Annotated in this window: 16 protein-coding genes and 1 pseudogene; 1 reads left to right on the forward strand and 16 read right to left on the reverse strand. The window is 38.7% G+C overall.

The genetic code is table 11. From position 1 onward, the window contains the following. Window positions 1-149 precede the first annotated feature (149 nt). Complete coding sequence (locus tag RS893_RS26385; protein WP_315788564.1) at window positions 150-1,592, forward strand: deoxyribodipyrimidine photo-lyase, 8-HDF type; 1,443 nt, start codon at window positions 150-152, stop codon at window positions 1,590-1,592. A 96-nt stretch (window positions 1,593-1,688) separates the two neighbouring features. Here RS893_RS26385 and RS893_RS26390 read toward each other — a convergent pair whose 3' ends face one another. The 16 genes and pseudogenes from RS893_RS26390 to RS893_RS26460 form a co-directional block, all read right to left on the reverse strand. Beyond that, window positions 1,689-3,029, reverse strand: coding sequence for an oligosaccharide flippase family protein (locus tag RS893_RS26390; protein ID WP_315788565.1), 1,341 nt, complete (start codon window positions 3,027-3,029; stop codon window positions 1,689-1,691). An 80-nt stretch (window positions 3,030-3,109) separates the two neighbouring features. Next, window positions 3,110-4,375 carry a glycosyltransferase gene (locus tag RS893_RS26395; protein WP_315788566.1) on the reverse strand — a complete coding sequence of 422 codons (1,266 nt, stop codon included), beginning with the start codon at window positions 4,373-4,375 and terminating at the stop codon, window positions 3,110-3,112. 84 nt (window positions 4,376-4,459) lie between these two features. Further along, window positions 4,460-5,473, reverse strand: a complete 1,014-nt coding sequence (locus RS893_RS26400) for an NAD(P)-dependent oxidoreductase (protein ID WP_315788567.1) — start codon at window positions 5,471-5,473, stop codon at window positions 4,460-4,462. A gap of 341 nt (window positions 5,474-5,814) precedes the next feature. Next, the gene (locus tag RS893_RS26405; protein WP_315788568.1) at window positions 5,815-7,041 is read right to left on the reverse strand and encodes a Gfo/Idh/MocA family oxidoreductase; all 1,227 of its coding nucleotides are present in this window, start codon (window positions 7,039-7,041) and stop codon (window positions 5,815-5,817) included. Continuing rightward, entirely contained in the window at window positions 7,041-8,036 is a 996-nt protein-coding gene (locus RS893_RS26410; RefSeq protein WP_315792107.1) for a glycosyltransferase family A protein, read from the reverse strand. The genes RS893_RS26405 and RS893_RS26410 overlap by 1 nt, the downstream gene beginning before the upstream one ends. A gap of 122 nt (window positions 8,037-8,158) precedes the next feature. Further along, a complete protein-coding gene (locus tag RS893_RS26415) occupies window positions 8,159-9,463 on the reverse strand; it encodes an O-antigen ligase family protein (protein ID WP_396336390.1) in 1,305 nt (434 codons plus the stop codon). Between the two features lie 323 nt (window positions 9,464-9,786). Next, complete coding sequence (locus tag RS893_RS26420) at window positions 9,787-11,001, reverse strand: glycosyltransferase family 2 protein (RefSeq protein ID WP_315788569.1); 1,215 nt, start codon at window positions 10,999-11,001, stop codon at window positions 9,787-9,789. A gap of 218 nt (window positions 11,002-11,219) precedes the next feature. Then, entirely contained in the window at window positions 11,220-11,777 is a 558-nt protein-coding gene (locus RS893_RS26425) for a serine O-acetyltransferase (RefSeq protein ID WP_315788570.1), read from the reverse strand. A gap of 31 nt (window positions 11,778-11,808) precedes the next feature. Beyond that, window positions 11,809-12,765, reverse strand: coding sequence for a class I SAM-dependent methyltransferase (locus tag RS893_RS26430; protein WP_315788571.1), 957 nt, complete (start codon window positions 12,763-12,765; stop codon window positions 11,809-11,811). 85 nt (window positions 12,766-12,850) lie between these two features. After that, complete coding sequence (locus RS893_RS30410; protein ID WP_396336475.1) at window positions 12,851-13,504, reverse strand: CpsD/CapB family tyrosine-protein kinase; 654 nt, start codon at window positions 13,502-13,504, stop codon at window positions 12,851-12,853. Window positions 13,505-13,756: 252 nt separating this feature from the next. Further along, a pseudogene (locus tag RS893_RS30415) lies at window positions 13,757-15,037 on the reverse strand (GumC family protein); the annotation flags it as partial. Window positions 15,038-15,462: 425 nt separating this feature from the next. Then, a complete protein-coding gene (locus RS893_RS26440; RefSeq protein WP_315788573.1) occupies window positions 15,463-16,890 on the reverse strand; it encodes a sugar transferase in 1,428 nt (475 codons plus the stop codon). Between the two features lie 73 nt (window positions 16,891-16,963). Next, complete coding sequence (locus RS893_RS26445) at window positions 16,964-17,722, reverse strand: WecB/TagA/CpsF family glycosyltransferase (protein WP_315788574.1); 759 nt, start codon at window positions 17,720-17,722, stop codon at window positions 16,964-16,966. An 80-nt stretch (window positions 17,723-17,802) separates the two neighbouring features. Continuing rightward, window positions 17,803-18,966: an endo-1,4-beta-xylanase gene (locus RS893_RS26450; RefSeq protein WP_315788575.1), complete on the reverse strand. Its 1,164-nt coding sequence runs from the start codon at window positions 18,964-18,966 to the stop codon at window positions 17,803-17,805. 1,707 nt (window positions 18,967-20,673) lie between these two features. After that, the gene (locus RS893_RS26455; RefSeq protein ID WP_315788576.1) at window positions 20,674-21,285 is read right to left on the reverse strand and encodes a hypothetical protein; all 612 of its coding nucleotides are present in this window, start codon (window positions 21,283-21,285) and stop codon (window positions 20,674-20,676) included. A gap of 207 nt (window positions 21,286-21,492) precedes the next feature. Next, entirely contained in the window at window positions 21,493-22,374 is an 882-nt protein-coding gene (locus RS893_RS26460; protein WP_315788577.1) for a 4-hydroxybenzoate solanesyltransferase, read from the reverse strand. Window positions 22,375-22,456 lie beyond the last annotated feature (82 nt).

Raw genomic sequence — 22,456 nt, forward strand, 5'->3', positions numbered from 1 at the left:
GACTCACCCACCCCTACTTTATACCTTGGCAGCACAGAGGATAGAAAATTTACCCCACCCTTCCCTAAACAGCAGAACTTTTCCGCAGACTGATGCTAATTAGCACTATTAGGTCTAATCTAGTACAAGCGAACTATTTAGATGAGTGAATGTCTGACTTAATTTTGTTTTGGCATCGTCGCGATTTACGCATTTCTGATAATACTGGACTTGCCACCGCACGACAACGTAGTGCAAAAGTTGTCGGTGTATTTTGCCTTGATCCAAATATTCTAGAACGGGATGATGTCGCACCTGTGCGAGTGACTTACATGGTTGGTTGTTTGCAAGCACTACAACAACGATATGCACAAGCTGGTAGCCAGTTATTGATACTCCACGCTGATCCGACACAAGCAATTCCAGCGCTAGCAGCAGCATTAGATGCAAAGGCTGTGTTCTGGAATTGGGATGTGGAACCCTACTCTCAAGAACGCGATCGCACCATAATATCTGCACTCAAAGAAAAAGGTATTGAGTTCCTGGAAAACAACTGGGATCAGATTTTGCACGCACCAGAAGATATTCGTACTGGTTCCAATCAACCCTACACTGTTTACACACCTTTTTGGAAAAATTGGATTAGCAAACCAAAGGCAGAACCACTAGAAACTCTAGAAAATGCTGAGGGTTTAACAGAAAAAGAAACAGAAATTGCCAAAAGTGTTGGAGCTATTGCACTACCCTCAGCTAAAGATTTAGGATTCGTCTGGGATGGAGAATTGATTATTGCCCCAGGAGAAGAAGCAGCACAAGAACGCTTAGAAGAATTTTGTGATCGCGCTATTAACGAATATCAAGAACAGCGAAATTTCCCAGCAGTTGACGGTACATCTCGCTTGAGTGCAGCATTAAAATTTGGTGCGATCGGCATTCGCAAAGTTTGGCAAGCTACACAAGAAGCTTGCCAAAACAGTCGCAGCGAAGAAACACAAACCAATATCCGCGCTTGGCAACAGGAATTAGCATGGCGGGAATTTTATCAACACGCTATGTATAATTTTCCCGAATTAGCAGAAGGTGCTTACCGCGAAGCCTTCAAAAATTTTCCTTGGGAGATTAACCAAGAATATTTCCAAGCTTGGTGTGAGGGTAGAACTGGTTATCCTATCGTTGATGCAGCGATGCGTCAGATGAATGAAATTGGCTGGATGCACAACCGTTGTCGGATGATTGTTGCCAATTTCTTGACTAAAGATTTGCTCATTAATCCCCAAATGGGGGAAAAATACTTCATGCAGAAACTAATTGATGGTGATTTATCTGCAAATAATGGCGGTTGGCAATGGAGTGCTTCTAGTGGCATGGACCCTAAGCCAGTACGTATTTTTAACCCGGCTAGTCAAGCACAAAAGTTTGATCCAGAAGGTGAATACATTCGGCAATGGGTTCCTGAGTTGCGTTCGTTTGATACCGAGTATTTAGTTACTGGTAAAATTACGCCTTTAGAACGTCAGGCTGTTGATTATCCTGTTCCAATTGTGGATCATAAACTACAGCAAAAGATGTTTAAAGAACGTTACCAACAGCAAAAAGTTCAGCCTTTAGGATAAATATTGTTAGACTAAACTAATCACTGCCCGCTAGTAAACTGCGGGCATGTAACCAAATAAATTTGGGCTTGCAGGCGATCGCATCAGAATTCTTATTTAGAATAATGATTGAATTGGCAGACCAAATCCCCAAGAATTCCTAATTATTAAAAATAAAGCTAGTACACCGAGAAAAAAAGCAGTAGTTTGCATATCTTGAATAAAACAAGAAAGTTTTTCCCGCCAGAGTCCATATAGATTAACTACATATAAAGGTAAATCACTAAATGCAATAACAATAATTGCTCCTAATACGCTGAAGCTTTGATATGCTAAAGGTACACCCAAAGCTATGATGCCGAATCTCGCAAAATTACTCTGGGCTGAATACAGGGGCTTCCCAATAGCTAACAAAGCAGGACTACTAGTATAAAATAGTAAAGAAAACCAAATGCCACTACATAAAACAGGCATCATCCAAGTAGCTGTTGCGTATCTTCGGTCATATAAAAATGCAACTACTAAATCTCCAATAGTTATTAACGTTGCCAATATAATTGCAGACCCTAATAGAATTAATCGCCGTTGAGGCAGAATTTTTTGCCGCAAAGTAGCCCTTGGTAAGTGAGATTGTTGGGAGATTGCAGGAAAAATAACTCTAAAGCTAAGTTGTCTGATTACATCTCGAGGAATACTGGCTAGAGTATACGCTACTGTGTATATACCTAAGATTTCAAATGATAATAACTTAGCCAAAACAAGGCGGTCAGTTTGTTCAGCAGCAAACATTAATGTTGATGCGATAAACATCCACTTACTAAAAGAAAGAATTTCTTTAACTGCTTTTGGTTCCCATGCAAAACGATTAGAATAATTCGGAATTAACCAATAGCTACTAATCAATTTATATATTCCTGAAATTACTATTGCAATTCCCAAAGACCAGACAGTTGGATATAACCAAACTAAGCCTATAAGCGTAGAGAAATAACATGCCTGAAAAAGAAGCTCATAAATAGAAAGTTTACCCAGTTTCATCTGACGATGCAGAGTATGTAAACTGGTAGAGTTAAAGCCTTCAATAAATGAAGTAAATACAACAATCGGAATTAACCATAGTAAACGTTGGTCGTTGTAAAAATGGGCTATTGGAAACGCAAGAATTAGACCAAAAAACCAAATGACTGCACCACGAATTACTTGCAGAGTCCAAATAGTATTTAAAAAAGTAGGATCATCACCTCTTTTGCTATTAACTATATTTTGTGCAACACCTATATCTGAAAAAAGTTCTAAACCCATCCTTAGGGTATTTACTAAAGCCATCAAACCAAAAAATTCTGGTTGTAGCAGGCGAGTCAAAATTAGATTATTGCCAAATCGTAGAATTTGAATACTTCCGAAACCAATAATAGTCCAGATTGCTCCACGAATGGCAAGTTTTTTTATAGAGGTCATATTTTCAAAAGGAAATACACAAGTTGGAATATCTGTAAAAGCCCTACTCTAGGAGAAACTGCTGTGCGTACGTCCAGAGATTAAACAGATGCCATCAAGGAAACTTGATTTTCTGGAAGATTGGGGCGAATTGGTTCTACATGTCCTTTCAAAGCACTTGTCATGAGGCGATGCAATCGTGCAACTTCATTGTGGATGTTAAAATCTGTCTCTACTTTAGCTCTACCTGCTGTGCTAAATTTTGCTCGAAGCAGATGATTACTCAGTAATTTCCCTATCCGCTCCGCTAGTATATTGGGTTCACCAGGTGGAACAAGGTAGCCATTTACGCCATTTTCTACTAATTCACTGATGCCTGCTATCTGGGTAGCCACCACAGGCACACCAGCTGCCATTGCTTCCATTAATACTACTGGTATTCCTTCAGCAAAGCTAGACATTACAAAAATATCTGTTTGCTGGAAATAGGTGCGTACCTCAGCCTGAGATTTATAACCAACAAAATTGACGTTTGGAGTTAATCCCAACTCGACGGTCAATTGTTCTAACTTTTGACGGTCTGGGCCATCGCCGACGATTGTTAAAATGATATTTGCATGAGTTTGTTTTAATAAAGTTAAGCTTTCCAGTAATATTGGTAATCCTTTCGCCTCCGCCAACCGCCCCACAAACAGTAGGTGTTTTCCTGATTCGTTGTGAGAAACCACATCAAACAATGCTGGGTCTATACCACAATGAATGATATGCATTTGCTTCCACTTTTCAATAGGTGCAAAAATCATTCCTTGACTACGAGCATAGTAACTTATGCAACATACAAATAGCGATCGCTTGATTTTTTCGTCCAACCGCCATTGATAGGCACGCAAGAAAATATACGGCCCATGAAGTGTAAAACTGTACGTAAAACCACCTATTTGGGCAGCCAACATGGCAACAGTACCACTCGCTTCGGCAATGTGGTTATGTAGATGATTAATTTGTCTTTTTTTAATTTCTTGAGCCAGAGTACCTGCTTCTAAGAAGTAGAAAAATTGATATAAGCCACCCCGAAACCCTGGCTGACTGGTTGTGAATGCAAGTTTGATTGCCTTGAGATATCTTTTGGGGGAAGCCAGCAGTAAACTCAGATGTGCCAAAAGCAAATAAATGGGGTTTGGGGGGAGAATGTAGAAAGTGCGATCGCGTTCTTGTTTCTGTTCTGGCCCAACCATATGTCTATCATGTGTGCGGCGAACGGAGAATGTGTGTACATCCACACCCATTTCTCGCAGGGTTATAACTTCTCTCTGGATATATGTATCTGTTGCTCTAGGATATTCTCCAGTTAAGTAAGCAATACGCATAAAATCGACCTCATGATAAAGGAAGATAGGGAAAGGGTAAAGGGGAAAGGAAACCCTATATTTAAATCATGTTTCTAATGGGTATTAGACATGCAACAGATCGGCATCGCTACAACTACGTTCTAAAGCACTAACAAATGAATACTTTGGTTTCCAGTGCAATACTTGCTGGGCGCGAGTGTTGCTATAGTGTAAAGGCTTGAAGCGGGCGTGTAATCTTGCTGGTATAAGAATGTGAGGTAGCTGCATCTTACCGACTAAAAGTAATTGATTACACAGCCAAATTGAATGAGCCAGCGCACGCATTACCGTCCAGTTAATGGTAATAGTACTAGGTGCATATGACATAAATTTTACTAACTTTTCTGCATATATACTCTGTGTTGGCAAATCGTCATCAACAATATTCAGAGTTTGACCAATCGCTTCATCACATTGGGCAGCTGTAACAATCGCTTCTGCACAGTTTTCTACATAAACCAGAGGCATTTCGGCGTTAGCACCGATGCGAATCCAAAAGCGATCGCTGACTTTAGCACCAACAAGGGCATTCCACAAATGTCCTCGCCCGTAAATCATCCCAGGGCGGAGAATTGTCACCTTTGCGCCATGTTTAGCCTCAAAGTCACGCACAATCTGTTCTTGCATCAGCTTCGTTTGGGCGTAGACATCCCGTACTAGAGGTTCGCACTCAATCGGCGAATCTTCAGTGATGGTTGCACCAGACTTTATTCGCAGGTAATCAAATACTGAAAAGGAACTAACAGCTACTAGTCGCAACACCCCTGATACAACCATTGCCTTCAGTAATTTCTCTGTCACCACCACATTACTGGCATACTGAGTAGCAAAGTCGCCCTTTGTAGCTCCCGCTATGTGTAATACCACATCTACACCCTGCAATGCATTAACTAGGTGATCTAACTTTTGTTCCTGTAAATCTATACGCACTAATTCCAATCCTGGATGATTGCACCAGGGCAGATTTTTATTACTTGTTTGTCTTACGACAGCGCGCACCTGCAACCCACGTCGCAGTGCCTCAGCAACAGTATACTGCCCAAGGAAACCAGATGCCCCTGTTATCAGTAGTTTCATATACACATAGTCTCAGTACTATTTACAAACTTATGTTTAATGTGAATTGAAGAAGCAATATAAGGGTTTTTTGGCAATTGTCCAAAGTTTGATTTTGATTAGCGAACACTGTCTTGAAAAGCTTTGAGGTTCCCTCCGGGACGCTGCGCGTAGGCGCGTAAGCGACTTCTCGTAAGAGTACGGAGGAAACCTCCGCACCCTAGCCTTAAGCCACTCCGTGTCTACAAACTTTTCGCAGATGAACACAGATAGATTATCGGTGTGTATCTGTGTTCATTGGTGGTCGATTTCTAAAACGTAAACTTTAGCGCAGTTCTAATTCACATCAGATACTTAAAAACTTATTTTGCCCAAGGCATTGGTTCAATAGACTCAAATGTAGTAGTTAATTTATAAGGAGAGCCTGTATCTAGGGAATTTTGAATTGCTAGTACAATTTCATTGTTGTGCAAACAAAACTCAGGCGATAATCGGCAAGGTCGCTTTTCAACCATTGCAGCTGCCATATCTGCCACACCTCGACAAAAATCCATACGCTGAGCGCCTTTATGCCCAAGGTAGGGAGCAGGCTTGACTAAGGGATAATTTTGCTTCCAAACGCCTTCTAGTCTCTTGCGGCGAATATTAATACTGCGTCGGATATATACTGGCGCTCCATAATACCAAGAATCATGAATGCCGAGTATACCTGTATCACCAATAATTCTTAAAGAGTGGTCATGGGGTGCAACAATACTGCAAGTTAGTCTGGCAACTACACCAGAGGCGAACTGAATGCAAGCTACAGAAAAGTCTGGAGCTTTCACATCTAATGGTATATCAGTTTGTTTATCTGGAATCAGACAGGATGAAAAAGCACTAACTAATTGTGCAGGCCCAAAGAATGCAGTCAGCCATGTCACATAGTAGCCAGCATGTTCTAAAGTACAGCCAACTTCAAACTCATCTTTATAAGGCCAAGGAGTACCAGATTCACTCACCCATTTTTTGTAAGGCATAAGGTGGACTAGTCCGTCGTCCATTTCAGCATAGACAAGTCGAACTGTACCAATCTGATTTTCTCGCAGTGCTTTCCAAATTGTCTGAGCTGTTTCACTTAACAAACTGCATGGTGCTGAGGAAAGATATAAACCCTGCTGTTGGGCTAATTTGACTAATTCCTCAGCTTGCCACATCTGCATTGCTAGAGGTTTCTCTGAATAAACATGTTTACCAGCTGCTAAACAAGCTTGAGAAACACAGTAGTGACTGCTAGGATTAGTTAAATTTAAGACAATATCAACTTCTTCATCATCCAGAAGTTCTGTGAGGGAACTGTATACACGAGGAATAGCATAATATGCAGCCAACTTGTATGCACGCTCGCTGATTCGATCCATTACCCCTACTATCTGTAATTGTGGATGCAGTGAAAGTGTTTTCAGGTAGTAATCTGCTACATAGCCACAGCCAACAATCGCAATGGATTTTCTATATTGCCCATCAACACTCATAGAGTTGGATTTGAGCTTGGCTTCCCTCGGTTTGCTGACAAAATTAGCAGCTTTGGTCAAAGTCTTAACCAACATTAAAATGCTCCTTTGTATTCCACAATTTTTGACTGTCGTTTTAATAGCTTGAGTAAGTAAAATTGGCTCTGACCAACTAATTGAGGGTACTTACCTAAAATACAAAATAAGCCGTAGGCGATCGCATCTTTTGGAGCAAAACCTCTACACCTTGTATACTTGTAGGCTCGGTAGCCAGAAAAAAGATAAGCTACTAGTAGCAACAGTATGCTTAATCCATGAGTTGGGAAGAAAGTAGCGATCGCCAACAAAGGCAAAACCAAACTCCATACCCAAATTCGCAAACTTTCTTTTAGCCAATGTCGTTCGGGACTTCGACCGTGTAGCCAAGCACCTTCTGCATAACCATAACCACTGCGAACTGAGCGTTTCCACCACTGACCAAAACGAGTCATTTGCCCATCATGCCATGTCATGTCTGCATCAACACGTAGAATCTTGCCACCAGCTTGGCGTAGGCGCACACACAGTTCTGGTTCCTCGCCTGCAATCAATGATGAGTTGAAACCTCCTACATTTTTAAAAGCTTCTACCCTGATCATGGAATCACCTCCGCAGGCTTTAGCCTCACCTACAGGAGTATTCCATTCAATATCTAACAGGCAGTTGTAGATAGAGTCTTCTGCAAATTCCTCCCGACGACGACCACAGACTACCACAACTTCAGGAGAAGTATCTAATTCAGATGCTGCTCTTTCTAACCATCCCTCGACAATCCAACAGTCTCCATCTACAAACTGCACATATTCAACTTCTGGCTTGACTTGCAATAGATACTCAAATCCAGCATTTCTAGCACGACCTGCGGTAAAGGGAATAGATAAATCGAGTTCCACAACATGAACGCCAAGAAAACGAGCCAACGCTACACTTGTATCTGTTGATCCAGAATCAACATAGACAACAGTTATTCCTTTTCCAATCGCTGATAGCAAGCATTGGTGAAGACGTTTTCCTTCGTTACGTCCAATGACAACAACTCCAATTAAGTGCAAATTTGTATCTCCTATTTCATGAACCACCAAGACGCCAAGAGTCAAAACACACACTCTGCGTTCCTACCCTGCGGGAAGCCGAAGTGCCTAATGCGGAAACCTCTGCAAACCTCTGCGTTTAATCAAATATTTTGGAAGCTGCCAAATGTTCGTTTCTTTTGTGGCTGTTTCAATAAAGCCGATTGCGGAGGGTGAAACACTAATATGTCATACTGAGTTTTTTTACTAAGAGTAAAAGCGATCGTAATAAACAAAACCCAATAAATATTAGGTTGATACAATAAACAACTTTCTGTAATATTATTGATAATCAAAAATATTAGATATGCTAAAGGCCAAATCTCTTCAGGTTTATTACTAGCATATCCGAATTTTAAAGCTTTAGCAAAAGTCATGAAATAACAAATAAAAAATAACAACAAACCAACTAACCCGACATCAAGTGCGGTATCAATAAAGCCATTATGAGCATGAGGTGGAACCCAGCCAGTACCAATTGCTTGAGTTACTTCAAATGCGTAATTACTTTTAGGAGCCCAAAATGCACCACGTCCATAGCCTAAGAATGGTCTTTCCATTAATCGATTTAATGCTATTTCCCAAATAATTGTCCTGCCTGTGATAGTTGGATCTCTGCCTAAACCTGTAATTAGTTCTACCCAATAAGTAAAAATGAGTAAAGAAATGCATCCTACAAATAGAATTGTAATATCGAGGAAAATAACACTGACTTTTCCTCGCCAACGAAAATTTTTATAGAAACTAATGATTAATAAGAGTAGGAAAGAGAGAACTAAAGAAGTTCTAGAAGTTGACAATAATATAAAAATTAATGATAAAGCAAAACCACCCCATCTGTATATCATTAAGCTATCTTTTGATAAAGATAAAAAAGCTAATGAACTTAAAACCATCAAGCTACCAAGATAATTTTTATGTCCATATACACCTTTCCAAGCTCCTGGGTGATCTACCCAATGCCTACCAATACCAGGAAATGCGTATACAAAAATGAAGCTCAGAAACATACCTATTAATAGAGTATAGGTAATAATTTTAATTTGCTCTTTAAAGCTAAATCTGATAGCAAAATATAAACTAAAAGTGGTCATCATCCAGATATCTCTAGCATTAAGTAAGGTATAGTCTGGAAACTCTGACCAGATAAATGAAAAATAAGCTAATACCGATAATATAAAAAGTATTTTGTTACGATTAATGATCGCGATCGCATCTTGCCAAACCAGAAAAACAAGAAAGGTAAATATTCCCCAAAGTGAGAATCTGATAAATGTGACAAAGATTTCAGGTAGAACTGTACCCATTGATTCAGGGCTAAATATTCCTGAGAAAAAACTTAAGCCTAAAATAAACAACCCTTTCTCAGCAACTTTTAGATATTTTTCGATAATTTTTTGATGATTCATATCATTTTGCTTGAAAACTGGTATTATTCGTCGAGATCGGTAATTGATAATGGGTAATTGGTAATTGGTAATTGGTAATTGGTAATGGGTAATTAAGATACTAATAATTTTCCAATGCCTAATGCCCAAGCTTTATCTAGTAGGCAATTAGCCGGACTTGATATCATTTAGTTTTATCTAAAGAAAGATAAATTTGGTTATATGTATATTTACAACATTGAGTTCGTATGATTAATTTTAATTCCTGTTTAACCTCACCCCGCCTTCGGCACCCCTCTCCTTACTAAGGAGAGGGGTAGGGGGTGAGGTTTTTTTAAACTTAATTATGATATTTTGTCTCTTTCGGTACGAATCCATAGGCGTTGAGGCTGAACTAGAAAATTAAAATACACAGGAAGCTTCCAAAAAATATAGAAAGGAATTGTTAAAAGCTCGTGTAAAGGTAAGTCTTGATAGGCGAACTTACTCCAAGCTATAAAGATTGATATCAAGAAACACAATCCAGAGAAGATAATTATGATTACTGGTATCCATGTTCCTGCTAGTACTCCATAAAGTAGAGAAAAGTTCATCAATACTGACCAAATCATTACTAACAAAGATAGAGGTGGTATGCATAAATCTAGAGCGCTGACCAACAAATCCAGCCTTTTTTGAGAGATTGCTTCTTTCAGCAACAGGGGAACGTAAGTCTGCATAATTTGCAAATGACCGTGTTCCCAGCGAGTCTTTTGGGTCTTGGCAGCTTGTAACTGCTGTGGTAAATAGCCAGTAACTTTTGCTTCTAGACAAAATAGTGGTTTGTGTCCTGCAATCGTCAAATCCAAGCCTAGTTTTAAGTCTTCGACAATGTGACCGCTTGCGAGATTGACTGAGCAAATGACTGACCAGGGGAAAGCCATGCCTGTACCATACAACAAGCAAGGCATTCCTAAGCGAGTTGAACCTAAAGGACGAACTAAGTTTTTGATGATGATCGAAAATTGAGAAACAAGGTCTTTTGATGAGTGAGAGTTTTTCTGTCTCAGCATTAAATAAGTAGCTTGCACTGGTCGGTTTGTGGCGATCGCACATTCACTCAGTTGAGCGATCGCACCCGGATACACTGTACAATCGGCATCGATAATCACAACTACGTCTGGTGGTTCAAACTCTATAAACCGTAAGCCGTAGTCTAGAGCGTATCCTTTACCTTTACAGATGGAGTCATGGCGTTCAATCACTGTAGCACCTAGACTACGCGCAATCTCAGCTGTCGCATCACTACAATTGTCGGCAATCACAATCAAACGGTCTTGTGCTTTTAACGCAGGCATGAGTTTTTCCAGCGTCGAACGAATCACAACTTCTTCATTATGTGCTGGCACTAACACAGTAACTTGAGTATCTTGCCATTGATGGGTGCGATGCCAAGAAGCGATTGGTAACAAAGCAGCAGTACATTCAACTAGAAAAAATAGGCAGATAATCAATAAAATTGAAGTGCTGATTAACAGAACAACACTACTAGACACAGCCAAAAGCTGACTAATTGACATGACACTGCTACCTCTATGAGTGAGTGATATCTGTCTTGAAAATGGGTATAGGAATGTAAGGGTGTGGGGGTGTAGGACGAGTCAAATTTTCATTCCTTCGTTGTGGGCATAATTGCCCGTGGAGGTCTTGCACCAATGTCAGTAAGCCTCAAATCAGGATTAAAGGAATTAAAAAATCCTTTACCCTTTACCCTTTTCCCTTCTGCCCTCTCTGCCTTCTACTTAATAATCTTTGCCGGAATACCAACTGCCGTTGCTCCTGCTGGGACATCGCATAAAACCACGGCATTAGCACCAATTCTGGCATAGTCACCAATGGTAACATTGCCTAATATTTTCGCACCAGCGCCAACTTCAACTCCTTTACCCAATCTAGGCGCATCATAGGGACGATCTGGGTAACGACTTCCTAGAGTAACTCCTTGACAAATTTGGCAGTCATCATCAATAGAGGCGTAGGCGTTGATGATGATTGTTCCTTGATGGTGAATAACAACACGACGACCAAGCTTTACTGTGTAAAGTAGTTCAATTCCGTAGTGATTGCGAATTCTGCGATATAGCATTAGATAGAGAATGCTAAAAGGTATTTGTAAGAGTTTGGGTTTGATTTTCTTACGCCAAACTCCAAAGCGGTGAACAGCAACACTGCGGAACCCAGGTAGAGTCCAATCACGCCCGTGGGCTATCCAGTCTTCTTTGATTTGTTGCCAGAGACTTAAACTCGTGTCTTCTGCTGGTTGTTTATTGGCTATCCAGTCTACTTGAACACTCATGGTTTCGGTAATTGTTAATTGGTAAATGTTCTCAATCTGGAAGTTGAAAATAGAGGGCTGTTCGATTGGGCTGTATAAAGCGACTAATTTCTGTGCGGAGGATATGTAAGAAACTAGTTGTGACATGAGCGGGGATACGTTGCGTAGCAATAAATCCAGCTTGTTCACACATTTTTTTTAATGTCACAGGGGTAAAAGCATTGATATGTTCAAGTGGGTGAACAGCATGAAATTGTGCAAAATTTTGAGGTTGACTAATTCCTCGACAGTCAGGAACTTCAACGATTAAAATTCCTTTGTCAGCAATTGTGGTTGCTATTTTGCGTAAGGTTGCCAGTGGGTCTTCGAGATGTTCTAATACTTGAAACAGTGCCACAGCATGTACTTTGTCGACCTGAGCAGATTCTAGAGCTTCCAAATTGTTGAAAACAGAGATACCCATTTTTGCTGCTCGTTCGCTACGCTTTCTACTGAAATCTATTCCATAGACATCAAAACCAAAAAACCTTGCTAAACAAAGGAAGTATCCATCACCACAACCATAATCTAGAATGCGAAATTGTTCAGTGGTGTGTGGTTCTACCAGTTTCTTGACACGCAACAGATGCTTGATACATTGCCGTCCACGTTCAAACAGAGTATCTCGCTTGTTACCTGTTTGATAGTGTGCTTCCATATGTTCAATTTGGGCATCATTAATCCACTCGTCATACAGCTTGTTTAATCCTTGTGGTGTGAGAATCCGTTGATGGAAAATCATGCCACAGGTTTCACAACGCACTAAAGAAAAGGTTTCCTCTGCCAGCAACGACACTACATCTTTACTGTAGTGACATCTGTTAAGAAAAGAACGAGTAGGTTCATCAGTAAATTTTCCTTGCCACAAGGGATGAAGATTAGAGGAACCACAGCTGATACAATGCGATCGCTCCCTAAATACAAGCTTTTCGTTAGAGAATTGTTCTAAACGGTTCTTGTTTGTGGTCATGTCAATAAAGTTCCGATTTGAAAAATATAGTTTGTTTCTCTCGGAAGCCACCCTTTGTCTAGTCTTTTTATCTCCAATCAAATTCCTATTTCAGTTTTTGCGGTACTCTCTCTAAATCTGCGGTACTATTTCTATCCCGAAGGTTGGAATAATAAAAGTAACTGCTAGGTTCCTGCTTGGCGTTAACAGCATTAGCAACTATTCCCAAAACATTTGCCTCAGAACGTTCTAGCAGAAACTTAGCAGCAGCAGCACTAGGTGCATCTAAAACACCAGGGCGAGTTACCAGCAAAATCCCATCTGCCATTTTTCCTAAAACTGCGGCATCCGCAATCCCTGCAAGCGGAGGAGTATCAAATATAACGTAATCATAGTTTTCGGAAAAAATATCTACTAAAGAGGTCATGCCTTCAGAGTCAATTAGAGCCAGGGGATTAGGGGGTACAACTCCAGCAGTCAGCACAGCTAAAAACTCTGTAACTTTTTGCACAGCCTGGGAAAAGATTCCTTGACCAACAAGGAGATGGCTTAAACCCACTGAGTTGATTAAACCCCATAGATGATGTTGCGTTGGTTTACGCATATCTGCATCAACTAGTAGAACTCGCTTACCTGATTGAGCGATAACCGCAGCTAAATTGGCAGAAACTTCTGATTTCCCTTCGGCAGTTACAGAACTTGTAACTACAATTTTGCGAACTTTCCGATGGCTAATAAATTTCAGGTTTGCCTGAAGCATTTGGTAAGCTTCATGAACTACTGTACGAGGTGAAGTAGTGGCGATAACTTGGGGATAAACACCATCTTCTATCTCTTGGACACCACTAACAGAATTATTCGGTTTATATTTGGGAATTAAACCCAACAAAATGTAACCAAAAAATGTTTCGGTTTCCTTGACTGTTTTCAATGACCTATCGATTAAGTCTACAAAAAACGCAGCAGCAATACTAAGTAATACACCCGCAAATATACTGCCACCTGCTAAGAGTATTTTCGTTTTGGAGATAACTGGCTTTTTCGGAATCTGTGCCGGTTGGACAATTCTAGCATTCCCAATAGTCTGCTTTTCTGCTACCTGAATTTCCTGTAGTCTGGTAACAAGATTTTCATAGCCAGTTTTCGCAGCTTCTAATCTACGCTCTAAAGCTTGTTGCTTTTTCTCTAAACTTGGCATCATAGCCAATTGTTGTTGATAATTTGCTCGGATATTAGACAAGGTTCGGATTTTTTTCTCTAATCCCTGTCGTTCTGCCTTGAATTCCACATATTTATCAGTCAGTTCTTCCCGAATTTTACCTATTTGTAATTTACCTGGAGAAACTATTGGGATTCCTGAATATTCCTGAGTCCGTTGTTGTAATAGAGAATTGAGAGTTGCTTGTTGATTTTTTAAGTCAGTAATCGTTGGATGTACCTCAGTATAAATTGCTCGTGCATTTGCTAACTGGGTTTGAACTTTTTGCAACTCAGTCAAAACTTCTTGAACACCAGGTATTTGACTTAAGGAAGTAACTGCTACTGCTTGATTTTCACTTACATTTAGTTGACTGGCTATCTGTGCTTCTTGGGCACTCACATCGGCTAAGGCAGCTTTAACTTGATTAATTTCTTGATCAAGCTTGGAAATAATATCAATAGCTGCGGTTGATTCTTCTGCAAGCTGAATCACTTTGTTTTGGATTTTAAACTGACGTAATGCTTCAGCTGCCCGTTCTAATTCTTGGCGAGAAGCAGGTAGTTGCTCTTTAATAAATTCACCAGCAGCAGAAACTTGGGCACGGTTAGTTTGAATGTTGTTCTCTACATAAGACTTCATTAACTGATTGACTACTGCTGCTGCTAAATCAGGATCATTTGAGGCGTAAGAAACTCTAAGAACATCTGTGCCTACAATTGGTTTGACGTTGACTTTGAGTAATTCCGGATCAATTAATTTTCCTTGGTCATCTTTTAACTGTAAAGCAGTAATAACCTCTTGCAACATTGGATGGGAATTTACAATTACGGCTTGAGTTTCTAGAGGATTACCCTCGCGCATCAAAGCTTCTAAATCCCCTATTTTTTCTCCTACTTTGGTGAGTGATGATGTACGGTCTGATTTGAAAAGTAATATACCATCTGCTTGATATTCAGGTTTTTGCATGAATAAAGCTGAACCTGATAAGCCAATGGAAGCAAGAATGATTGCTGCTATCAATCGCCAACGGCGTTTGAGAATAAGCAAGTATTGTTGAATTTCTGTTGCTTGTGTGTAGCTATTGGTCTCCATACAACAAGTTTCCTTGTGGTGGTTGTATACACATGCGGAAAGTTGAAGATTGGTATTATTGGGTTATTTACATACCATCATCTAACTGGGTTTCAAAACCAAAAAATTATCATTCATTCTAGTATTTGGCTGGGCGTTTTTTTGATTAATTACATGATTGACAGCCAAAAACTAAGAAAAACTTATTAAATAATATTGTTGGCAATTCCATTTAATTATCAAGTTATTTGCTACCAATAAATAATATTTGAGATTGCACAATATTAAATTAGAGTTTATCTTTATTTGATATTTATTTCAAGTAGGAAATTAAAAGAATATTTGATGATATTCTTGAAAGTAAGTAACAGAAAGCAGAGGATTAATTATTAGTATCAATTTTTGAAATCTTCTGCCCTCTGCCTTCTGCTCTTTGCCTTTCTTCTTTAATAAGCACCCGTTTTTCGCAGTACGACTCTAACAGTTTCTAGCAAAATTTTCAAATCAAGCCAGAGTGACCAATTCTCAATGTAAGTGATATCTAATTTCACCCCATCTTCAAAGTTATCAATATCTGATCGACCAGAAACTTGCCATAATCCGGTGATACCAGGCAAAACTTCTTGGCGAATAAAGTGCTTTGTTTTAAACCTTTCGACATCCCTACTAGGAAGAGGACGAGGGCCAACCAAGCTCATTTCCCCAACTAAAACATTTAATAATTGCGGCAGTTCATCTAAACTGTAAAGCCGCAAAAACTTACCTATCTGTGTAATCCGAGGATCATTTTTGATCTTAAAGAGAACACCGTCTTTGATTTCATTGTTGGTTTCAAGAGATGCTTGCAGTTTTTCTGCATTATTAACCATTGTCCGGAATTTCCAAATTTTAAAGTTCTTTCCGTGCAATCCCACTCGATTTTGGCGGAAGAACACTGGCCCTGGGGAGTCTAATTTAATTAGTATGGCTATTGCCAGGTAGACAGGAGATAACAATAATAACAGTGAGATTGAACAAATAAGGTCAAAACACCTTTTGAGCCAAAAATCACTACCAGCGATAATTGGTGCTGGAATGGTCATACAAGGTACTTCACCCAGCATCCAAAATACTGATTTAGGACAGCAAACATCAGTTTCCATTGGTAGGATTCTTAAAATAATGCCAGCAGTCTGGAAGTGCCAACAAACATATAAACGATTTTTGATGGCATTCCAAGAAACAAAGGCTTCAGTTATACCCTGTTTGCGAAGATACTCAAAAGTTGCTTCTCGGTTAACTAAATCTAGACAGCTAGGATCAGCAATTCCCTGCACTGTATAGCAATTTTCTTTTTCAATTAACTTAATATGATTTTTTTGGTCTTGGCTGTCAGTAATGAGAAAAACTGAATGACGAATTGCTCCCTGACAACGAAGTTGTTTTGTAGCAACATCAAACATGAAGCGATCGCAACAAACAAACACCACAGAACAAAACCAAAATATTAAAAAAGTAGAGCGTGAAACATAACTATCTGGTTCGTAAAGAAAGGCTATAAATAATAGTAAAATATCTGCTAATGATACTGCTTGAATTAAACCAAAATAATTACGGCGCTCTTTTCCAGGTTTATAAAGTCCTTTAACTGCTATGACACTGATTGCAGTTAATAACATGAACATGAGTAAAGATATTTGTTCTGCCCACAGAGATTCTAGACTTGTTCCGTAATATGCTGCTAATGTCCATGCCGAAGTCAAAGCAATGACATCTAACAAAATTAAGGTCATTACTCGCAGTATCCTAATTTTTAATCCTCGTTGTATGGTAGTACCTTTAGCTGACCTCAAATCCGGTTTAAAAGTTGTAACTGTGAGAGTATTAGTAGTCATAAATTTGACAACCTCGATGTTTTGGTAACTTTAGAAATTCCTAACTAAAACAGAGCCATGCCACGTTAAAACTTTATTCAAATTTTGAAACTCCTATGCGTTGTTTTAGTACTAACCAAACAAACAAAGGATTACCCAGGATATAGCGTTTCCATAAGCGTCTAGGTTCGACGAGTAAGCGGAAGAACCATTCTAAGCCAGATTTTTGCATCCATAACGGCGCTCGTTTCACCATACTACTGACTAGTTCAAAACTAACTCCAATACCAATTGAAATTGGTATATTTAAAGTCTTGTAATTGTTATAAATCCAATATTCCTGCTTAGGAGAACCTAAACCAACAAAAAGAATATCTGGTTTTGCTTCTCTAATTTTAGAGTTAATAACTGCTAGTTCTTTTGGTTTTGATTCAAATCCATAGGGTGGACAATATGTACCGACTATTTGTAAATTTGGATATTTTTTTTCTAGAACTTCTTTTGCTTTGATAGATGCACCAGGACGTCCTCCTAATAAGAAGATTTTTAACTGTTTTTGAGCTGCGATCGCACATAATTTCTCAAATAAATCTGTGCCATTCACTCGACCCTTGAGTGATGATTTTAAAAATTTCGCTGCCCATAAGAGGGAAACCCCATCTGGTACTACCAAAAAAGCTTGACGATAGTATTCACGAAAACGAGAATTATTTTGTAGTAGTACAACATGTTGTGCGTTAGGGGTGACAACATATTTTGGTTCTTTGCCTACTAGTACATGTTCGATTATCTTTTCAACAACTTCATTAAAACAAAGTTGGTCAATTTCTACGCCACAAATATTGATCTTCATGGTTCACCCTGGATTAAGATTGTCAAGTATGCAAAGCATACTTGCGTAGATGGGAATTAGGTTTTGGAATTACAGATTGGCTATCGTTTTGGAGCGTGATCAAATGCTCTAGCTATAGCATTCCAAGCCAGTTTGTATTTCATGTTTGAGTCCAAAGGTAAAGGACGGACTGGTGATTGATCTGAACGGGGATAAAAACTTGATACCCAAGTGTATTTATCGCTCAATCCCCAAGTTAAAACTGCAATAACTGCTCGCTCATCTAAGACAATGTTCAAATAGTCTTCATAAAGACCTGCGATAATGCGATCGCGTGCGATCAGATCTGAAGTTAATTTCTGATCTACCACATCTAGTTCAGTAATCAGAATTTTGAGACCAAGACTAGCTACATCTGCAAGAAAACTCCGCAATTTTTTAGCATTAAAGCTTGGTATATGACCCATCAAATGAGATTGCATACCCAATGCATGAATTGGTGTTCCTCTAGATTTCAATCGTTCTAGCAGTTTGAGAACAGCAGTTCTTTTGGCTCCATCTTGGTAACTGTCATACTCTAGTCCATAGTCGTTATAGACTAACATGGCTTTAGGGTCACAAGCTGCCGCCGTTCGAAAAGCAAGCTCAATGTAATCTGTACCTAAAAACTCTAGCCAAGGCGTTTTTCGTAACCCGTCAGTTCGTCCATCATCTATTTCTATTGCTTCGTTCACCACATCCCAAGAATGTATTTGTTCTCCATAATGTTTGGTCACAGTTTTAATATGTTCCAACAACAAACTTTCTGCATTTTTGCGGTTAACTACTTCCTTAAACCACACAGGTAAAGCTTGATGCCAAACTAAAGTATGTCCACGGAAAAACATGCCATGACACCGTGCAAACTGAGCTAACCAATCTGATTTAGTAAAATCAAATTTTTTGGGATGAGGTCGTATACTATCCCACTTAAGTTGATAATCTGGAACCAGCATATTGCACTCTCTAATAAAGCTGGTCTTTAAAATTGTATTTGACAACAAATAATCTTTGACAGCAGCAGCTCCATAAATTAATCCCTTTGCTGCGGCACGAGCTTTCAAAGAATTTTTTCCAGCTACTTTAAAGTCCTTGCTTGAATTATCAAGCGCTTGACTGTACAAGAAATTTCTATTTTCTCCTATACTAACTGCGCTTGCTCCTGTCAAAATGGATAGACTAGCGTACAAAAAAGAACGTCTGCCTAATGAAGTTTTTTTGAACATATATAGACTAGACAAAGGGCTTTTATAGAAAAATGCATTAATTTAGGCAATCCATATAATCAGTTAACATGCCTAATATATTTCCATGAGTTTAATTTCGCAGTTTCTTTCTAGCTTCTTCAATATTAAAAATTCTTCTAATGGAGTCAATTAAACTTTAGATAGATACTCATTAATATTGTGTTTTATAATTAAATATTTTTATTTTATGAAGCAATCTACTTATTAGTAAATAGCTAATAAGTAGGTTATGTTGACTGAACTGAGATCAATAAGACCGTCTAAGTCCAAATCAATTGCTATTGCCACATATTTATGAATTTGTAATTAATGTAAAATTAGGTAATCAATATGGCACTTCATTTCTGATATGACCATTTTCAGACTATACAAATAATTAAGTCACTGTGAACTATATCCTTAAAAGTAAAAAGGAATGATTGTTATAGTGTATTACACTATAAATGCATCAATGTATCTATCGATAGATTAGCGAACTAATCAAGTTTGCTATCAGCTATCCAAGCAAATACTGTATGATTTTGTGCTTCATAGATGAGATATTTGGAACCTATCTTGAATTTGCAGTTGTCACAATAAGGTAAAACTAAAACTTAGTTATTGACTAGCTTTCAAAGCCAAAAATGCTGTGATTTAGTTGCTGCTACAAAGCATTTTTGCTTTTCCGAGGGTTTTCTAAAAGCTATCCATATCATGCAACAATATTACAGTAATGTTCTTATTTATTTCAAGTAGTCATTTTTCATCATAACTAGCGAAAATTTGCTTTGATTGATTAAATGTTGCTGATAATGATGATTCCATTGAATAATTTTTACTTTGCGAATTATATTTACTATAAACCATTAAAAGTATTATCAAGATAAATATTGATACATGCATCAAGTATAAGTTTGATAATAAAAAGATTAAAAATAATCAACAACGAGAAGTAATTTAAGTAGCTTTCATCAATGTCTGCATATGAATAAATATAGACAAACACAATTCAAACTAACTATCAACAATATATGCTAAAAATTAAAGTTTATCTGGAAAATATAACCTACAGGAGCCAATGAGTTAGATAATTTGCTTACTAAAGCTTCTTTCCAAGCTTTCTTCCCTCTTTATCCCTAGTTCATTGCAGTCATTACACAAAAGCTCCCTATAATATTCAGCAGTTATATTTATATTTGTTAGTTGATAGTGCAATGCTCCTGTTACACAAAACTCTGAGGTTTCACGTAAAAAAATAATGATTATTACAGGATGTCTTAAATATTTTTTGCCTTTAGAAGCAGGTTTTATGCAGTCAATAATTGGCTAATTAAGAAAGACAGATTTAAGATTAAACCTGCCTTGAAAATAGAGGCAGGTCTATTGACTACTTTGTGAAGCGATCGCTTCTCGTCAAACTGGGTTTATTGGTGTGCAATCTCATGACTATCCACCATACTGACTGTAAATCACAATCCTATCTGATTGATGAAAATGAAGAGAACAAGATACCTGACTTCTTTTTAAAGAAATTGGGTATCTTGTTGTTCATGAATGATTTAGGAAAGTATTGTTAATTTTATTAAGTAAGTCGGTGGGAATAAACATAACTATATTACGAAAAGTAAATACACCTAGAACCCTTACCAATGATCAATGACTTTGGACAAATGACGAGCCTAACGAGTTAGCTTTATTTGTGCTGACTTACCATTCTTCAGCCCAATAGATAATCTCTGAAGCCGATAGATCTATAGCGACACCATAACTATCACCATGATTCCACTTAAAATTAGAACCACTTCTATCGTTTGCACCCAGTACTAATATTTCATAGGAGTTAGGAAAAGAATCTTCTTGAGAGTTACTAGTATAAAAAAAAGTTGTAGGCACACCGTTAGGTAGGTTGGCGTGTTCATTAGTGTTACCACCTATATACCTATGCTTAGCTATAGCTTTGTATTGATTATTTAATTCCTTTACTTGTTGTGCTGGAAGTTTCAACCTAAGTTGAAAAAAATTATTTTTTTGTCCTTGTAAAAAACCACGAGAGTAAGCAAGACGAACTTCCGAGCTATTAGGCGGAATATAATTAGGAAAATGTTTGACTTGATTTTGATTTAACCAAAGTTTATGGCGAATTTCTTGGTAACGTGAGGCATTTTGTATGGTTTTAACTTGATTGTTACTGTTAAAAGCTTGTCTGAAAACGAAACCTACCCCAACAATACCAACACTGCCAAGGGAAATGAAAGCAATAATGGCAATTTGTACAAGTTGTGCAGACGCATAGCGTCTTGTTGGCAAACTTCGTTTCATTGCGTTGGGTGTTAACTATGGTTGTATACCCAACTTTTATCGAAATTCGTAGAATTTCGGAATAGATTCTAAGTGCATTTACGCAAAATTTACAGAAAGTTTACTATAGCACTGTAAGAACACGGCAAATAAGAGGGAAACGAGAAGGATGAAGTATGAAGTATTAATTTTAATCCTTCTGCCTCCTGTGTTCTGCCTTCTGCCTTCCTAAAAGCTACCAAAAATCATTCCAGCCAGCAGGATAAAACCAATCCAAACATTTTGCCGAAACATTTCACCGTATGCAGAATTAGGTATATCATTTTGATTTATGCGAACAGACTGCCAAACCCAGCTAACAGTGGCAACTACAAGACTGAGCCAGAAGGCTAGGTGAAGCTGAATAACGATTCCCAACCAAGCAAGACACAATATAGTGCCAGCAAAGAAAATTCCAATAGCAATTGGTGCATAATCACCAAAAAATAAAGCACTGGAATTTATACCAATACGCTTGTCGTCAGAGCGATCGCTCATAGCGTAAACAGTATCAAATCCTAGTGTCCAAAGTACAGTCGCTCCCCAAAGTAGCCAAGTCGCTTGAGAAAGATTCTGTGTTACAGCACTCCAGCTAATTAACACTGCAAAACCCCAGGCAATTGACAGCACTAATTGCGGAACGGGAAACACTCGTTTGGCGGCTGGATATAGCAAAATCACTGGAACTGCTGCCACAGACAGCCAAAAGGAAATAGGGTTAAGATAAAAAGCAAGAACCGCTGCACAGAAAAAAGCCACTATTGCGATCGCAATACCAACTTTTACAGAAAGCGCACGGGAAGCGAGGGGGCGATCGCGCGTTCTTTCTACTTCTGGGTCTATATCTCTATCCCACAAATCATTGACAACACAGCCAGCAGCGCTTGTGGCAAGCGTTCCCAAAATGATTACGCCAACCAATGGTAAAGGCGGCTTTCCACCAGCTGCTAAAAATACAGCCCACAGGGCAGGAATCATCAAAATAAGTCGTCCTTCTGGTTTATGCCACCGCAGTAATCGGATGATCACAAGCCAAGTAGGTTCCTGGTTGCGTTCTGGTGTACTGAGCATAGAGGATGGGGGATAAAGAATCGGAGGAAGTGTGAGGGGTGGGGGGAGTGTGTAGACGCGCTCATAGGCTTAAGGTAAGGGT

Origin of the sequence: Fischerella sp. JS2 (assembly GCF_032393985.1) — a bacterium.
Lineage (GTDB): Bacteria > Cyanobacteriota > Cyanobacteriia > Cyanobacteriales > Nostocaceae > Fischerella.

Coding starts and splice junctions, on each gene's coding strand:
- RS893_RS26385 (WP_315788564.1), top strand. CDS start 150: ATGTCTGACTTAATTTTGTTTTGGCATCGTCGCGATTTACGCATTTCT.
- RS893_RS26390 (WP_315788565.1), bottom strand. CDS start 3,029: ATGACCTCTATAAAAAAACTTGCCATTCGTGGAGCAATCTGGACTATT.
- RS893_RS26395 (WP_315788566.1), bottom strand. CDS start 4,375: ATGCGTATTGCTTACTTAACTGGAGAATATCCTAGAGCAACAGATACA.
- RS893_RS26400 (WP_315788567.1), bottom strand. CDS start 5,473: ATGAAACTACTGATAACAGGGGCATCTGGTTTCCTTGGGCAGTATACT.
- RS893_RS26405 (WP_315788568.1), bottom strand. CDS start 7,041: ATGTTGGTTAAGACTTTGACCAAAGCTGCTAATTTTGTCAGCAAACCG.
- RS893_RS26415 (WP_396336390.1), bottom strand. CDS start 9,463: ATGAATCATCAAAAAATTATCGAAAAATATCTAAAAGTTGCTGAGAAA.
- RS893_RS26420 (WP_315788569.1), bottom strand. CDS start 11,001: ATGTCAATTAGTCAGCTTTTGGCTGTGTCTAGTAGTGTTGTTCTGTTA.
- RS893_RS26425 (WP_315788570.1), bottom strand. CDS start 11,777: ATGAGTGTTCAAGTAGACTGGATAGCCAATAAACAACCAGCAGAAGAC.
- RS893_RS26430 (WP_315788571.1), bottom strand. CDS start 12,765: ATGACCACAAACAAGAACCGTTTAGAACAATTCTCTAACGAAAAGCTT.
- RS893_RS30410 (WP_396336475.1), bottom strand. CDS start 13,504: ATGCTTCAGGCAAACCTGAAATTTATTAGCCATCGGAAAGTTCGCAAA.
- RS893_RS26440 (WP_315788573.1), bottom strand. CDS start 16,890: ATGACTACTAATACTCTCACAGTTACAACTTTTAAACCGGATTTGAGG.
- RS893_RS26445 (WP_315788574.1), bottom strand. CDS start 17,722: ATGAAGATCAATATTTGTGGCGTAGAAATTGACCAACTTTGTTTTAAT.
- RS893_RS26450 (WP_315788575.1), bottom strand. CDS start 18,966: ATGTTCAAAAAAACTTCATTAGGCAGACGTTCTTTTTTGTACGCTAGT.
- RS893_RS26455 (WP_315788576.1), bottom strand. CDS start 21,285: ATGAAACGAAGTTTGCCAACAAGACGCTATGCGTCTGCACAACTTGTA.
- RS893_RS26460 (WP_315788577.1), bottom strand. CDS start 22,374: ATGCTCAGTACACCAGAACGCAACCAGGAACCTACTTGGCTTGTGATC.